This is a genomic window from Siculibacillus lacustris (assembly GCF_004328075.1).
GTDB classification, from domain to species: Bacteria; Pseudomonadota; Alphaproteobacteria; order Rhizobiales; family Ancalomicrobiaceae; genus Siculibacillus; species Siculibacillus lacustris.
The window spans coordinates 1-15,195 of the sequence record NZ_SJFN01000003.1 but is presented as its reverse complement, the minus strand read 5'-3'; the positions used below and the strand labels follow the sequence as shown (position 1 = coordinate 15,195).

At 67.9% G+C, this 15,195-nt stretch carries 13 protein-coding genes and 1 tRNA gene; 9 read left to right on the top strand and 5 right to left on the bottom strand.

What is annotated here, in order from left to right; genetic code table 11:
• Positions 1 to 2: 2 nt before the first annotated feature.
• Positions 3 to 923 carry a DUF2161 domain-containing phosphodiesterase gene (locus tag EYW49_RS02635; protein ID WP_131305730.1) on the top strand — a complete coding sequence of 307 codons (921 nt, stop codon included), beginning with the start codon at positions 3 to 5 and terminating at the stop codon, positions 921 to 923.
• Positions 924 to 1,058: 135 nt separating this feature from the next.
• Here the strand turns inward: EYW49_RS02635 and EYW49_RS02630 are convergent, their stop codons facing one another.
• A complete protein-coding gene (locus EYW49_RS02630) occupies positions 1,059 to 1,439 on the bottom strand; it encodes a DUF6481 family protein (protein WP_131305727.1) in 381 nt (126 codons plus the stop codon).
• Positions 1,440 to 2,224: 785 nt separating this feature from the next.
• On the opposite strand from EYW49_RS02630, the gene EYW49_RS02625 reads away from it, so the two are divergent.
• The 7 genes from EYW49_RS02625 to EYW49_RS02595 all read left to right on the top strand — a co-directional run bounded on the left by EYW49_RS02625 (position 2,225) and on the right by EYW49_RS02595 (position 8,007).
• Positions 2,225 to 3,568 (top strand): Hsp70 family protein, encoded by a 1,344-nt coding sequence (locus EYW49_RS02625; RefSeq protein ID WP_131305723.1) that lies wholly within the window; start codon positions 2,225 to 2,227, stop codon positions 3,566 to 3,568.
• Positions 3,569 to 3,664: 96 nt separating this feature from the next.
• A complete protein-coding gene (gene trhA, locus EYW49_RS02620; RefSeq protein WP_131305720.1) occupies positions 3,665 to 4,339 on the top strand; it encodes a PAQR family membrane homeostasis protein TrhA in 675 nt (224 codons plus the stop codon).
• A gap of 137 nt (positions 4,340 to 4,476) precedes the next feature.
• Positions 4,477 to 5,259 (top strand): DUF4198 domain-containing protein, encoded by a 783-nt coding sequence (locus EYW49_RS02615; protein WP_131305717.1) that lies wholly within the window; start codon positions 4,477 to 4,479, stop codon positions 5,257 to 5,259.
• 27 nt (positions 5,260 to 5,286) lie between these two features.
• A complete protein-coding gene (cbiM, locus tag EYW49_RS02610; protein WP_131305714.1) occupies positions 5,287 to 5,910 on the top strand; it encodes a cobalt transporter CbiM in 624 nt (207 codons plus the stop codon).
• The gene (locus EYW49_RS02605) at positions 5,907 to 6,578 is read left to right on the top strand and encodes a cobalamin biosynthesis protein CbiM (protein WP_131305711.1); all 672 of its coding nucleotides are present in this window, start codon (positions 5,907 to 5,909) and stop codon (positions 6,576 to 6,578) included. Before cbiM ends, EYW49_RS02605 begins: the two co-directional genes overlap by 4 nt.
• The gene (cbiQ, locus tag EYW49_RS02600) at positions 6,575 to 7,339 is read left to right on the top strand and encodes a cobalt ECF transporter T component CbiQ (protein ID WP_131305708.1); all 765 of its coding nucleotides are present in this window, start codon (positions 6,575 to 6,577) and stop codon (positions 7,337 to 7,339) included. The genes EYW49_RS02605 and cbiQ overlap by 4 nt, the downstream gene beginning before the upstream one ends.
• Positions 7,336 to 8,007: an energy-coupling factor ABC transporter ATP-binding protein gene (locus tag EYW49_RS02595; protein WP_131305705.1), complete on the top strand. Its 672-nt coding sequence runs from the start codon at positions 7,336 to 7,338 to the stop codon at positions 8,005 to 8,007. The genes cbiQ and EYW49_RS02595 overlap by 4 nt, the downstream gene beginning before the upstream one ends.
• A 147-nt stretch (positions 8,008 to 8,154) precedes the next feature.
• Here EYW49_RS02595 and EYW49_RS02590 read toward each other — a convergent pair whose 3' ends face one another.
• The 3 genes from EYW49_RS02590 to EYW49_RS02580 all read right to left on the bottom strand — a co-directional run bounded on the left by EYW49_RS02590 (position 8,155) and on the right by EYW49_RS02580 (position 13,988).
• A complete protein-coding gene (locus EYW49_RS02590; protein ID WP_131305702.1) occupies positions 8,155 to 11,232 on the bottom strand; it encodes an efflux RND transporter permease subunit in 3,078 nt (1,025 codons plus the stop codon).
• A gap of 16 nt (positions 11,233 to 11,248) precedes the next feature.
• Complete coding sequence (locus EYW49_RS02585; protein WP_131305699.1) at positions 11,249 to 12,361, bottom strand: efflux RND transporter periplasmic adaptor subunit; 1,113 nt, start codon at positions 12,359 to 12,361, stop codon at positions 11,249 to 11,251.
• Between the two features lie 85 nt (positions 12,362 to 12,446).
• Positions 12,447 to 13,988: an efflux transporter outer membrane subunit gene (locus EYW49_RS02580; protein ID WP_131305696.1), complete on the bottom strand. Its 1,542-nt coding sequence runs from the start codon at positions 13,986 to 13,988 to the stop codon at positions 12,447 to 12,449.
• Between the two features lie 161 nt (positions 13,989 to 14,149).
• Here EYW49_RS02580 and EYW49_RS02575 point away from each other — a divergent pair, with 161 nt between their 5' ends.
• The gene (locus EYW49_RS02575) at positions 14,150 to 14,788 is read left to right on the top strand and encodes a TetR/AcrR family transcriptional regulator (protein WP_131305693.1); all 639 of its coding nucleotides are present in this window, start codon (positions 14,150 to 14,152) and stop codon (positions 14,786 to 14,788) included.
• 220 nt (positions 14,789 to 15,008) lie between these two features.
• Here the strand turns inward: EYW49_RS02575 and EYW49_RS02570 are convergent.
• Positions 15,009 to 15,085: transfer RNA gene (locus EYW49_RS02570), tRNA-Met, on the bottom strand.
• Between the last annotated feature and the right edge of the window lie 110 nt (positions 15,086 to 15,195).

Genomic DNA, 15,195 nt, shown 5'->3' with positions numbered 1-15,195 from the left:
ATATGCCCGCATCGGCGGTCCGTCAAGCGGAGAACGGATCGCCGAGCGGCGACGCGGGCGGCGCGATCGGGTCGGTGACGGCCGGCGACCCGAAGCGGCCGCTCGTGCCGGGAACGACGAACCGACCAGCCGCTTCGATCGCTGTCTTGGGGACCGATCGCCGCGCCGGGCGCGTCGCCGACGCTTTGTTAACCATACCCCGCCAAGCTGGCCCGAGACTCCTGCTCGTCCGAGGATCGCGCCTGTTGGAAACGGACCTCTATCTTCCCGTGAAACGTCATCTCGAGGGCCTCGGCCTCGAGGTCAAGGGAGAGGTGCGCGGCTGCGACCTCGTGGCCCTGTCCGACGGGACCCCCGAACTGGTCGTCATCGGCGAGTTGAAGCGCAACTTCACGCTCGAGCTGGTGTTGCAGGGCGTGGACCGCACATCGGCCTGCGACGAAGTCTGGCTCGCCGTCGCCGCCTCCAAACGCGGGCGCGGTCGCGAGAGCGATGCCCGGGTGAAGAAGCTCTGTCGGTTTCTCGGGTTCGGCCTCCTCGTCGTCGCCACTTCGGGTCGGATCGACGTCGTCGTCGAGCCGGTGGCCTGGAAGCCGCGGCGCGACGGCAAGCGACGGTCTCGCCTCGTCGAGGAGCATCGTCGCCGCACCGGCGATCCGAACCTGGGCGGCTCGACGCGGACACCCCAGATGACGGCCTATCGTCAACAGGCGCTCGTCGTCGCCAACGCCCTCGCCGACGCCCCGGCCCGTCCTCGCGATCTCCGCAACCTCGCCCCCGAGGCCGCCAAGATCTTGCAGAGCAATGTCTATGGTTGGTTCGAACGGATCGAACGAGGTCTCTATGGACTGACACCGCCGGGCCGTGCGGCGCTCGTGAAGTGGTCCGCCCCGACGATCGCCGAGCCGAGCCGAGCGGCCTGACTCGACCCGAAGCGGACGATCATCGAGACCCCGAGCGTGCCCTTATTCCGCACGCGGCCTCGCACGATCGCCGTCCTCGAGTCGCCATGACTCGAGGACTTCGAGCTGCGGGAAACCCGGCACGGTTCACGACCTTCAGCCCCGACGGGCCTTCCGGTTGGCGTAGCGGAGGTCGCGCTCGGCCTTGCGTGTCGCTTCGTCCCGGAGGTCGCGTGCGGTGCTGTTCGTGTCGGTCGTCGCCCGCGCGTCGGCCTCGGCTCTGGCCGCTGCTGCGAGCGCAGCCTCACGCTCCGCCGTCTCGGCTTCGATACGGCTTCGTTCGTCGCGCTTTGCCTGCTCACGTTCGGCGCGGCGCGCTTCCCGGGCTTCGGCGGCGGCGAGCCGTTCCGCCTGCTTGGCCTCACGGTTCGGCTCGGCAGCCTCCTGAGCGGCACGATAGGCTCGAAGGAGGGCTGCCTTTGCGTCGGCCGCAGTCGAGCGACGGTCCGAAAATTCACTGTTTCCGATCTTTTTCAAATCTCTGGTCCAGTTGAGGTGTCAGGCCGACCAGGGCGGGATTGCGCAAGGTGGAGTGCGCCGGAAGCGCCACGGTGGTCGGAGGGAAAAGCAAAGGGGCATCCTTCGCGTCGACCATTATGAACGATGCCGGTCGACTTTCACACCGAATTGCGGAGTGCCGAGCCATTCTTCCTCGAAAGCGATTGCCGGGGATGATCCGTGAGGACGCGTCACCTGCTGATCGCGGATGACGGACCCGCGGCAGACGAGGTCCTCCGTCGGGCGGTCGGCACCGAGCAAACCGCGCGCCTTTCGGAAAGGTCGCTCGTGCCGGTCATTCGAACCGGTTCCGGGAACGCGGGTCTCGAAGGCCCCCCCGCAGAACAGAGAGTTCTGAACAACTTGCCGATCGCCATCATCGACCACCCTCCCGCCGCGGTGACACGGGTGAAAAAGCGATCGACGCTCGCTTCAACGCCTGAGTTTCTCAACAAAATCGGCGCAAAGCGGTGGTCGGCGAGCGCTAGCATCCGGCCGTGCCGTCCTTCCGACCAGCGCCCCCTCCCCAGGGGAGTGCGTGAACGGCGAGGCTCCTCGGGCTGACGAGCGAACGGAATGGCCTCACTCGCACTCCGCCCCGCCCGCCCCTCCCCCYCCCCCTCCCAGCCCTGCATCCGCCCGGCCTTGACCACTCCGGCGCTTCGGCTATGGTCCGCGACCCCTTTCTCCGTCGAACCCCTGCCCTGTCGCCGCCGTCGTCGCGGGGTCGTGGGGCGTCGGCTCGACCCGTCGGAACCGCCGCCATGACCCTCGCTTCCCGGCGCTCCGCGCTGCCGCCGACCCTCGGCCTCGACTTCGGCACCACCAATTCGGTCGCGGCGATCGCCGATCCGTCCGTCCCCGGCGGGGTCCGCGAAGTCGGCTTTCCCGACGGCGCGATCACCCATTCGGTGTTCCGCTCGGCCCTCGACTTCTGGCAGACCGGCAGCCGTCAGCGGCTGGAGACCCTGGTCGAGGGCGGCCCCTGGGCCATCGCCCATTTCGTCGAGAGCCCGGAAGGCTCGCGATTTCTCCAGTCGTTCAAGACCTTCGCCGCCAGTTCGTCGTTCCGCTCGACGGTCGTGCACGGCCGCAGCTTCCGCTTCGAGGACCTGCTCGCCACCTTCCTCGACCGCCTCGCCGCCCATGCCGATCCGGATGTTCTGCCGCTGCCGCGACGGCTGATCGCCGGGCGCCCGGTGACCTTCGCCGGCGGCGCCCCCGACCCGCAGCTCGCCCAGAGCCGCTACGACGCGGCCTTTTCCCGCGCCGGCTTCGACGAGATCCACTATGTCCACGAGCCGGTCGCCGCGGCCTTCTGGTTCGCGCGCCGGCTGACCCGCGAAGCGACCGTGCTGGTCGCCGACTTCGGCGGCGGCACCTCGGATTTTTCGATCGTCCGCTTCACCGTCGATGGCCACGGGGTGACCGCCCATCCGCTCGCCCAGACCGGCGTCGGCATCGCCGGCGACGGCTTCGACTACCGGATCATCGACGCGGTGGTCAGCCCCAAGCTCGGCAAGGGCAGCCGCTACGAGAGCTTCGGCAAGTGGCTCGAGATGCCGGCCCACTACTATGCCGCCTTCGCCCGCTGGAACCAGTTGGCGATCATGAAGACCGGCGAGACCCTGCGCGAATTGAACCGGCTGGCCGGCCGCTCCGACGATCCGACCGGCCTGGAACAACTGATCGAAGTGATCGAGGAAGACCTCGGCTATCCGCTCTACAAGGCGGTGTCGGAGGTCAAGTTCGCCCTGTCCCACGCCGAAGAGGCGCAGTTGTCGTTCCGCCATCGCGACATCGCCATCGAGGCGACGGTGCGCCGGGCCGACTTCGAGCGCTGGATCGCCGGCGACCTGGAGAAGATCGCCGCGGCGCTCGACGAGGCACTCGCCCGCGCCGGGCTCGCGGATGCGGCGATCGACCGGGTGTTCCTGACCGGCGGCACCTCGTTCGTCCCAGCGGTGCGGCGGATGTTCACCGACCGCTTCGGCGCGAGCCGCGTCGAGACCGGCGACCAGTTGCTGTCGATCGCCTATGGCCTGGCGCTGATCGGCGCCGAGGAGGACGTCGAACGCTGGACGGTGCGCGAAGCCGCCGTCGCCTGACGGCGTCGAACGTCGCAGATCCGGCTCGCGCGAGAGTGGTCGTCAGACGGTGGCCGCTCGAGGTATGCTGGGGCTCGACACGGAGGACGGCTCGCCATGACGGATACAGCGCGGTTTCCCAGTCTCGCCGAACGGCCCGAGAGCGTCGGCGAGATCGTCGCCGACGCCTTCGTCCATGCGATCGCCATCATGGCCGGGATGGTGGCGATCAGCGTGCTGTTCACCGCGGTGGTGCGGCGCGGCGACCTCGGCGAGGCGCTGGCGGTCGGCGTCTATGCCGCCGGGTTCTTCACCCTGTTCGGCTGCTCCGCCGCCTACAATCTGGCGCCGCCGTCGCCGGTCAAGGGCCTGTTGCGCCGCCTCGACCATTCCTCGATCTACCTGATGATCGCCGGCACCTATACGCCGCTGCTGACCCAGTTCCGCGATCCGGTGTGGGCGTGGTCGCTGGCGGCGGTGGTGTGGATCGGCGCGCTCGCCGGCATCGCCGTCAAGATCGGCCTGCCGCGCCGCTACGACCGGATCTCGATCGCCGCCTATGTCGCGCTCGGCTGGGTGGTGGTCTTCGCCATCGGACCGCTGGTCGAGGCCCTGCCGGTGCCCAGCCTGATCCTGATCGCCGTCGGCGGGCTGTTCTACACCTCCGGCATCGTCTTCCACCTGTGGCGCAGCCTCAAGTTCCAGAACGCCATCTGGCATCTGTTCGTCACCGTCGCCGCCGGCTGCCAGTTCGCCGGCATCGCCGTCAGCCTCGGCCGCAGCATCGCCTGACGCCGAACGGGTCGCCGCATCCGGGGAGGCTCGCGCCTCCGCCGATGCGGGCAAACCCGTGTGCGGCATTTTGAGTATGATGAATTTCTGAAAATGCCTTATCCTGTGGTCGACCTTTCGCCACCGGAGCCTCGTCGATGCATCGTCTGCCGATCGCCGCCGCCTTGTTCGCTCTGGCGGCCTCTCCGGCCTTCGCCCATTTCCAGGAGATCATCCCCTCCGCCGACGTGCTGTCGGACGGCGGCAAGGTCTCGGTCGATCTGATCTTCACCCACCCGATGGAGCGCGGCCCGACCATGGCGATGGCCAAGCCGAAGCGGGTCGGCGCCTTCGCCGGGGGAAAGACGATCGATCTCCTCGGCACGCTCAAGGAGAAGACCATCGACGGCAAGTCCGCCTGGAGCTTCGAACAGGACCTGAAGACCCCCGGGGCGGTCACCTATTTCGTCGAGCCGCAGCCCTATTGGGAGCCGGCCGAGAAGAAATGGATCGTCCATTACGCCAAGGTGATCGTCGACGGCTTCGCCTCCGGCGAAGGCTGGACCGCGCAGGTCGGCCTGCCGGTCGAGATCGAACCGCTGACCCGCCCGACCGGGATCTGGACCGGCAATCTGTTCCGCGGCATCGTCCGCGCCGCCGGCCAGCCGGTCCCCTTCGCGAGCGTAGAGATCGAGTGGATCAACGACGGCTCGGTGCAGGCCCCGAACGAAGCCTTCCTCACCCGGGTGGTGCGCGCCGATCAGAACGGCGTCTTCGCCGAGACCCTGCCGCGCGCCGGCTGGTGGGGCTTCGCCGCTCTCGTCGCCGGCCCGACCGCCGCGGGACCGGACGGCAAGCCGGCCGCGACCGAACTCGGCGGCCTGATCTGGGTCAAGGCGACCGACATGGGGCCGGCCCCGACCGCCGCCCCGGCGAAGTGAGCGCGAGCGCGCGCAGGAGACACGTCCATGGCCCACATTCCCGACGGGGTGCTGTCGCTGCCGGTGATCATCGGCGGGGGTCTGATCGCCGCCGCCGGCGTCGCGCTGGGGCTCAGGGCCCTCGACGAGCGCGACATCCCGAAGACGGCGATCCTCGCGGCGGTGTTCTTCGTCGCCGGCCTCTTCGCCGTGCCGGTCGGACCATCGAGCGTCCATCTGCTGCTCGGCGGGCTGATGGGACTGATCCTCGGTGTGCGGGCCTTCCCTGCGGTGTTCGTCGGGCTCCTGCTGCAGGCGGTGATGTTCGGCTTCGGCGGCCTCAGCTCGCTCGGCGTCGACACCGTCAACATGGCCCTGCCCGGCGTCGCGCTGGCGTATACCGCCCGCCCGCTCATGGCGCGGGCCGCGCCGACCACGCGCGGGGTCCTCGCCGCCGCGGTCGCGGCGCTGGCGGTCGTCGGCACGGCGAGCGGCGTGGCGCTGGCGTTGGCGCTGTCCTCGCCCGACTATGTCCCCGCCTTGCGCATCGTCGCGCTGACCTATCTGCCGCTGGCGGTGGTCGAGGCGATCGTCACCGGCTTCACCGTCACCTTCCTGGCCCGCGTCGAGCCGGAGATCCTGACGCCCGCGCCGCGGGAGGCCTGCCCGTGACGCGGGTTCGCGCCGCTCTCGCGATCCTCGTCGCGCTGGCGATCCTCGCCGGCTCCGCCCCGGCCGCCGAGGCGCACCGGCTGAAACTGTTCGTCGCGGTCGAGGGCCTGACGATCTCCGGATACGCCTTCTTCGTCGGCGGCGGCCGTCCGCAGGACGTCGACTTTCTCGTCAAGGACGGGACCGGCGCCGCGGTCGATCGCGGCCGCACCGACGCCGAAGGCGCCTTTTCCTGGAACGCGAAGCGACCGGCCGACTACCTCCTGGCAGTCGACACCGGCGACGGTCATTTCGCCGAGGAGAAGATCCCGGCCGATCGCTTTTCGCCCGATGCTGCGGCGGCGTCCGCCGGGCCGGCGAGCGCTTCGCCGGCGACGCCGCGGCCGGGCGTCGCAGCGGCCGCAAGCCCGGAGAGCACGTCCGCCATCGCCCCGCCGCCCGCCTGCCCCACACCCGTCGACCCGGCGACCTTTGTGCAGCTCACCGAAGTCGCCGTCGATCGCGCCGTCGCCCGGCAGTTGCGCCCGTTGATCGAAGCCCAGACCCTCGCCGAGGGCCGATTGCGCTTCAACGACGTCATGGGCGGGATCGGCATGATCGTCGGCCTCGCCGGCCTCGGCGCCTGGGGCCTCGCCCGCCGCCGCGAGAGCAGAGGGCCGAAGCCATGAGCGACGCCTTCGTCTGCGGTTGTGCGCCCACCGCCCGTCCGAGCCTCGATCGCCTCGATGCCCGCCTGCGGGTGCTGGCGGTGGTCGCCACCGTGACGACGATCCTGGTGATCCGCTCGCCGATCGTTCTGGCGGCGCTGGTGCCGATTGCCGTGAGCCTCGCCCGCCTGTCCGGCCTCTCCTGGCGCGACCTCGGCGATCGCCTCGCCCATGTCGAGGGCTTCCTGGTGGTGCTGGCGATCCTGCTGCCGCTCACCGTACCGGGGCCGGCGTGGATCGCGATCGGGCCGCTCGCCCTGTCGCAACCCGGCGTCGATCGCGCCATTCTCGTCCTGCTGCGGGTCAATCTCTGCGCGGTGGCGATCCTGACGCTCCTCGCCGGGCTCGAACCGGTGCGTTTCGGCCATGCGCTCGCCCGCCTCGGGGTGCCGCCGAAGCTCGTCCACCTGCTGCTCTTCGCCGCCCGCTGGGTCGCCCTGATCCGCGCCGAGGCGACGCGCCTCCACGAGGCGCTGCGGGCGCGGGCCTTCCGCGCCGAAACCTCGCTGCACACGCTGCGCACGCTCGCCCATTTCACCGGTCAATTGCTGGTGCGGGCCTTCGACCGCGCCGCCCGGGTCGACGAGGCGATGCGCTGCCGCGCCTTCGCCGGGCGTTTCGCCCTGGTCGCCGCCGAACGTCCGGCGCGTCCCGATGCGCTCTTCGCCGCCGGGCTGTCGCTCGGCCTCGCCCTGGTGATCGCGGTGGACCGGCTGATTTGACCTCCCTCTTCGACCTCGCAGACGTCACCGTGACCCGCGGCGGGCGGACGATTCTCGACCGCATCTCGCTGACCCTCGCGCCCGGCGAGCGTCTGGCGCTGGTCGGGGCCAACGGCGCCGGCAAGACCACCCTGCTGCGCACTCTGGTCGGCCTGGAGACCGCCGCGACCGGGCAGATCACCGCCTTCGGCGCCGTCCGTCGCAGCGAGGCGGATTTCCGCGAGGTCCGCATCCGCGCCGGCTTCCTGTTCCAGGATCCCGACGATCAGTTGTTCTCGCCGACGGTGATCGAGGACGTCGCCTTCGGGCCGCTGAATCTCGGCCTGTCGCCGGCTGCCGCGGTCGCCCGCGCCGAAGCCACGCTCGACAGCCTCGGCCTCGCGGCCCTCGCCCCGCGCATCACCCATCGCCTGTCGGGCGGCGAGAAACGCCTCGTCGGTCTCGCCACGGTGCTGGCCATGGCGCCGCAGGTGCTGCTCCTCGACGAGCCGACCAACGCCCTCGACGAGCGCCATCGCGCCCGCCTGATCGAGATCCTGGCCGGCCTCGATCTGGCGATGGTGATCGCCTCCCACGACCGGCCGTTTCTCGAAGCGCTGGCGACCCGCGCCCTGCTGTTGACGGATGGCCGCGTGGCCCCGGCGAACCTGGATCGCCAGGGTCATTGACGTCCGGCCTCCTCGACCACCTTCGGCTGCCCGGCCGCCTCCCGACCGGCCTTTGCGGCCGCCGCAGGATCGCATCCGTCGCCGAAACGACGACGCCCCGGCCCGAGGCCGGAGCGCACATCGTGTCCGGAGAGAAGACCGCTACGATCAGTGGGCCGGCTCTGCATTCGCCTCGAGCGCGGCGGGCCGCACCTTGGAGCGATCGACGGCGATCATCATGTAGAAGCCCGGCACCACCAACAAGGTGAACAAGGTGCCGATCGACATGCCGGTGGCAATGACCAGACCCATGGCGAAGCGCGACATCGCACCCGCACCGGAGGCCAGGATCAGCGGCACCACGCCGAGCACCATCGCCGCCGTGGTCATCAGGATCGGCCGGAAGCGGACGGTCGCCGCCTCGATGATCGCGTCGTGCTTCGACAGTCCCTTTTCCTGTGCTTCGTTGGCGAATTCGACCATCAGGATGCCGTGCTTGGAGACGAGGCCGATCAGGGTGATCAGACCGACCTGGGTGTAGATGTTGAGGCTCGCCCCACCGATCCCGATGAAGATGAAGATCAGGGCACCGGCGATCGACATCGGCACCGAGACCAGGATGACGATCGGATCGCGGAAGCTCTCGAACTGGGCGGCCAGCGTCAGGAAGATGATCAGGATGGCGAACAGGAAGGTGGTGACCATCCCGCTCGATTCCTGGACGAACTGCCGCGACGCCCCGCCGTAGTCGATGGTGTAGCCCTGCGGCAGCACCTCCTTGGCGATCTCCTGCAAGGTCGCCAGAGCCTCGCCGGTGGTCACGCCGGGGAAGGCGACGCCGCCGATGGTGGCGCTGTTGATCTGCTGGAAGTGGTTGAGCGATTCCGGCACGGTCTTGTCGACGATGGTCGCCACCGTCCGGAGCGGCACCATCGAGCCGTCGGCGGCGCGCACATAGGTGTCGAGGATCTGATCCGCGGTCAGCCGGAACTGCTGCATGATCTGCGGGATCACCTTGTAGGACCGTCCGGCGAGCGAGAACCAGTTGACGTGGCCGCCGCCGACCAGGGCCCCGAGCGCCCCGCCGACGTCGGAGAGCTTCAACCCCAACTGGGCCGTCTTGTCGCGGTCGATCACTACCGTCGACTGCTTCTTGTCGAGCTTCAGATCATTGTCGAGGAAGATGAAGCGGCCGGTTTCGAGCGCTCGTCTCTGGAACAGGTCCGAGACCTCGCCGAGCTGTTCGAAGTCGTTGGTGGTACCGATGACCAATTGCAGCGGCAGACCGGTGGAGCCGGGCAGCGGCGGCGGGCTGAAGCCGACCACCTTGAGACCGGCGCTGCCGTCGAACACCGCCTGATCGCGCGGCTGAATCGTCGCCACCGTGGCGGCGCGTTGGTTCCACGGCTTCAACACATGGCCGAAGATGGTCTGGGTCGGCAGATTGATCTCGAACACCGTCTCGGTTTCGGGCATGGCGAGGAGCTTGTCGGAGATGCCCTTGTTGTAGAGCTGGCGCTGCTGCAGCGTGGCATTGGCCGACGGCGTCCCGATGCCGAGGATGAAGCCCTGATCCTCGTCCGGCGCCAGTTCGCTCTTGGAGCCGACATAGAGGAACCCGATCGAGGTCAGGACCAGCGCCGCGAACACCGCCGTCACCGGCAGATAGTTCAGGCCACCGGTGAGCAACCGCTTGTAGCGACCGGTGACGGCACTCATCACCACATCGATGGCGTCGACCACCCGCCGATCGAAACGGCCGAGCCGAGCATGCGGCACCAGAAAATGGGCCGCCATCATCGGTGTCAGGGTCAGCGCCACGATCGCCGAGACCGTCACCGCACCGACCAGGGTGAAGGCGAATTCGATGAACAGCGCACCGGTCAGCCCGCCCTGGAAACCGAGCGGCACATAGACCGCCACCAGCACGACGGTCATGACGATGATCGGTCCGGCGAGTTCGCGCGCGGCTCGAATCGCCGCATCGAAGGGACGCAGGCCCTCGGCCAGATGGCGCTCGACGTTCTCGACCACGATGATCGCGTCGTCGACGACGAGGCCGATCGCCAGCACCAGGGCCAGCAGCGTCAGCAGATTGATCGAGAAGCCGAAGATCAGCATCATCGTGAAGGTGCCGACCAGCGACAGCGGGATGGCGATGACCGGGATCAGCACCGAACGCCACGAGCCGAGGAACAAGAACACCACCACCGTGACGATGGCCAGTGCTTCGACCAGGGTATGGATCACCTCATCGATCGAGGAATTCACGAATTCGGTGGAGTCGTAGAGGATGAGTCCTTCGAGCCCCTCGGGCAGTTGGTCGTGGATCGCCGGGAAGGCGGTGCGGACCCGGCCGATCACATCGAGCAGATTGGCGGTCGGTGCCACCTGAATGCCGATGGCGATCGACCGCTTGCCGCCGAACACCATCGACGTGTCGTAGTCGTCGGCGCCGAGCGACACCTCCGCCACGTCCGACAGGCGCACGACGGCGCCGCCGGCCTGCTTGACCACCAGGTCGCGGAATTCGGCGACCGAATGGAGCGCCGTCGACGCGGTGAGGTTGACCTGGATCATCTGACCCTTGGTCGCCCCGACACCGGCGATATAGTCGTTGTTGGCCAGCGCGGTGGAGATGTCGGTGGCGGTGAGCTGATAGGCGGCGAGCTTCTGCGGATCGAGCCAGGCGCGCAGCGCGAATTTCTTGGCGCCGAGGATTTCTGCGGTCTGAACCCCTTCCAGCGATTGGAGCTTCGGCTGGACGACGCGCACCAGATAATCGGTGATCTGATTGGGCTCGAGCGCATCGGACCGGAAACCGATGTACATCGCATCGACGGTCTGACCGACCTTCAAGGTCAGGATCGGTTGTTCGGCGCCCGACGGCAGCTGGTTCAACACCGAATTGACCTTGGCGTTGATCTCGGTCAGGGCCTTGCCGCTGTCCCAGTTGAGCCGCAGGTTGACGGTGATGGTCGACGAACTCGAGGCCGAGGTCGAGCTCATGTAGTCGATGCCGTTGGCCTGGGCGATGGCGCCCTCGAGCGGCGTGGTGATGAAGCCGGCGACCACATCCGGATCGGCGCCGGGATAGGTGGTGGAGACCGTCACCACGGCGTTCTGGGTGCGCGGATACTGCAGCACCGGCAAGGAGAACACGGCGCGCAGGCCGACCACCAGGATCAGCATGCTGATCACCATCGCCAGAACCGGTCGGCGGATGAAGATGTCGGTGAATGTCATCGGATGATCCCCGTCCTCACTTTTCGACCGGCTTGGGCGCAGGATCGGTGGTCGGCAGGATCGAATTGTCGACCTTGACGGGCGAGCCCTTGTGCAGCTTCAACTGACCGGCGGTGACCACCGTCTGACCGGCGGCGAGGCCGTCGAGGATCGCGACGATGTCGCCGCGGGTCTCACCGGTCTTGACGAACACTTGGCGGACCGTGAGGTCCGGCGCCTTGCCCTCGACCACATAGACCGTGTCGCCGTAGGGGTTCGAGGTGATCGCCGTCACCGGCACGGTCACCAGATCCTTCGGTTCGCCGACGACGATTTCGACGCGGGCGAACATGCCCGGCAGCAGCCGTTCGTCGGTATTGGGCAAGGTGGCGCGGACCTGCACGTTGCGGGTCGCGGTGTCGACCTTCGGGTTGATCGCGGTGATCTCACCGGCAAAGGTCTCCTTCGGCCAAGTGTCGACCACCGCGGCGATCTTCTGGCCGACCTTCAACTGCGCCAGCGCCTGCTGCGGCAGGAAGAAATCGACGTGGATCGGGTCGAGCGCCTGCAGCGTCACGATCGCTGTGCCGGCCGGCAGGAACTGACCCTGGTCGACGGTACGGATGCCGAGGCGGCCGGAGAACGGCGCCGTCAGCGTCTTCTTGGCGATGGTGGCGCGCTGGGCATCGGCCTGCGCCTTGGCGTTCTTGACATTGGCCGCGTCGGAATCGATCGCCGCCTGGGACACCGCCTTGATCTTGAACTGCTCCACATCGCGATCGTAGTTGATCTGGGCGAGCTTCAGCGTCGCCTCCAGCGCATCGAGCTTGGCGGCGTCGTCGTCCGACTTGAGCTTCAACAGCAGCTTGCCGGTGGCGACCCGCTCCCCCGAATCGAAGGCAATCGCATCGACGATGCCCGACGATTCGAGGGCGAGGTCCGAGCCGTCCTTGGCCTTCAGCGAGCCGACCGCGATGAAGCGATCGGTCCAAGGTCGGATCTCGACCTTTGCCGTCGACACCGTCTGGGCCGGGTTGGACATCGCCGCCATCACCTTGGCGATGATCCCCGTCTTGAACACCTGGAAGCCGTAGAGACCTCCGAACACCAGGCCGACCGCCAGCAGCATGAGGAACATGCGCTTCCACATCACGACATCTCCGCGATTTCAACGTTCTTCAGGAAGGTCGCCGCCGGGCGCGCATCTCCTGCGCGGACCCGGCGCCGCCTCGATCTCATCGAGCGGTCAGGATTTCCGCGAGCGGCCGCGGTTCGGCCGCCGGCGTTTCGTCGACCCGGTTCCACCAGCCCCCGCCGAGCGCCTGGAACAGCGCGGCGGTATCGGCATGTCGCTGCGCCTGCGCCTTGACGCGGGCGATGCGGGCGTTCTGATAGGCCTGATCGGCGGTCAACACCGTCGTCCAGGTGGTGCCGCCGGTCTTGAACTGACTCCGCGAGATCTCCAGACTGCGGGTGGCCGCGCGCTCGGCGTCGACCTGGGCCGCCAGGGCCTTGGCATCGGTCTGGATCGCCCGCAGGGAGTCGGCGACGTTCTGGAACGCCTTGATCACGGTCGACCGATATTGCGCCGCCGCCTGATCGCGCGAGGCGATGGCGGATTCGCGGGCGTGGATCAGAGCGCCGCCCTGGAACAGCGGTTGGCTGACACTGGAGGCGAGGCTCCAGGCCGCGGTCTGGGCGCCGAACAGCTCGCCCGGCGACAGCGCCTGCGACCCGAAGGCCGCCGACAGCGACAGTTTCGGCAGCATGTTGGCGGTGGCGACCCCGATCTGGGCATTGGCGCGCCGCAGCGTTTCTTCGGCCGCCAGCACGTCCGGCCGCTGGCGGACCAGCGCCGAGGGCAGGCTCAGCGGCAGTTCGCCGGGGAGCCGCAGTTCGGCCAGGGGGACCTGTTCGCCGCGATCCTGCGAAGGCAGGCGCCCGAGATAGGCCATCAACTGATTGCGGTTCTGCGCCAATGCCTTTTCCAGCGCCGGCAGGCCGGCCCGGGACTGGGCCACGTTGGATTCCTGCAGGAGCACGTCGGTCTGGGCAATGGCGCCGAGATCGAACTGTTTGCGCAGGAGGTCGAGCTGTTCGCTCTCGGCGCGGATGATGTCCTTGGTCGCGGCGATCTGGGCGCGCAGCGAGGCGTCGGTGATCAGCGTGGTGACGACGTTGGCGCTGAGCGCCAGTTGCGTGGCCTCGAGCTGGTAGCGCTGGTTTTCCGCGGTCGCCTCGAGACCCTCGATCTTGCGCCGTTCGCCGCCGAACACGTCGAGGTCGTAGGAGACCGAGACCGAAGCGCCGGAGAGATCGAAGACGCTGCCGGTCCCGCGTCGACCGCTCTGGGCCTGAGAGACGCCTTCGCGGGTCTGCGACCCGGAGAATCCGGCCTGGGGCAACAGCGATCCACCCTCGGCGATGGCGGTCTCGCGGGCGGCGCGCAGCGCCGCTTCCGCCGCGGCGAGGTCCGGATGGTTGTGCACGGCTTCCGCGACCAGCGCGTTGATGGTCTTGGACCGGAACAACCGCCACCATTCACCCGGAATGTCGCGGCCGGAAACGAATCGCTGCCCGATCGCCCCGGCGACCTCGGAGCCGACGGCGGCAGACGCGCCGCCTTCGCGGGTATAGCCTGCGACATCGGGCGCCGCCGGGGGCGAGAAGTCCGGACCGACGGTGCAGGCGCCGAGGAATGCGGCGAGACCGACCGCGATGCCGGACGTCGCCCGGGGGCGAATGCGGCGAGAACGGCGATGGGAGATGAGGCGCATAGATCACCGAAGGCTGGGGCGGAGGGGAATGAATTGACAGAACTGTACCGTCCAGTTCACTGTCCGACCAACATGCTCTTCGAAGCAGGGGCCGTCAAGACCGGATCGAACCGATCGGTTCGATCACGTCGGCGGTCCGGTCGAGATCGGGAGGCGAACAAATGGCGATTGCCCTTGCGGAACAACAACCAGATGAGCGGAGCCCCAAGGTGGCTCTCATTCTCGACGCAGCCTTCGAGTTGTTTCTCGCACGCGGCTTCGACTCAGTCTCGATGGATCTGATCGCCAAGACCGCCGGCGTATCGAAGACGACGCTCTACGCTCACTTCACCAGTAAAGAGGCGTTGTTCTCAAAGCTCCTCATCAACCAGTGCGGCGAATTTTCCGCGCGGGTCCATATTCCAGACGAATATACGGGGGATCTGACCGGTACGCTCCGCGGTTTCGCCCTCGATTTCATTTCCGTGTTCGAAGAAGAGCACGGAATGGCGTTGTATCGGCTGATCGTCGGCGAGATCCATCGGTTCCCGCAGATCGCACGCGCGTTCGAAGCTGCGGGGCCATCGGAGATGAACGGCCGATTGGTGCACCTGTTGCGCCAAATCGTCGAACGAGGTGAATTGAAGATTGACGATTTCGATCTCGCCGCCGAGCAGTTCATGGCTCTGCTGACGGGGCGCATGCTGCTCAATCGCGCGCTCGGGCTTCCCGGGGCGCCGCAGAGTGAAACCGAGCGTCAGGTCGAGGCGGCCATCGCCCTGTTCCTGAGGGGATATGCGATCGATCGCCGCGAGCGTTGACCGCAACGTGTTTCGGTCATCCGACGAGCCTCATCCGCCCGGAGCGGATACCCCCGGAGATCTCCCGGCCGGACGGCCCAGAGGCGGGGAGCGGGTCAACCCGAACGCGCCTGGTTACGAATGGGGACAAACCGGGAGCAAGGTCATCCCGGGCGCGGTCCCGAGCGACGGTCCAGATACGACAAACCCTCCGCTTGTTGGGCGGAGGGTTTTTGGTCTGTGGTTGCGGGGGCCAGATTTGAACTGACGACCTTCAGGTTATGAGCCTGACGAGCTACCGGGCTGCTCCACCCCGCGGAAGGGTGTCGGACGGTCCCGCTTCGGCCGGAGGCTTCCGCGAGAGGGTCCAGATGCGATGAAAGCCCGAGGTTCCGGTGAACTCGGGCTTTTCGTCTCGTCGACGAGGG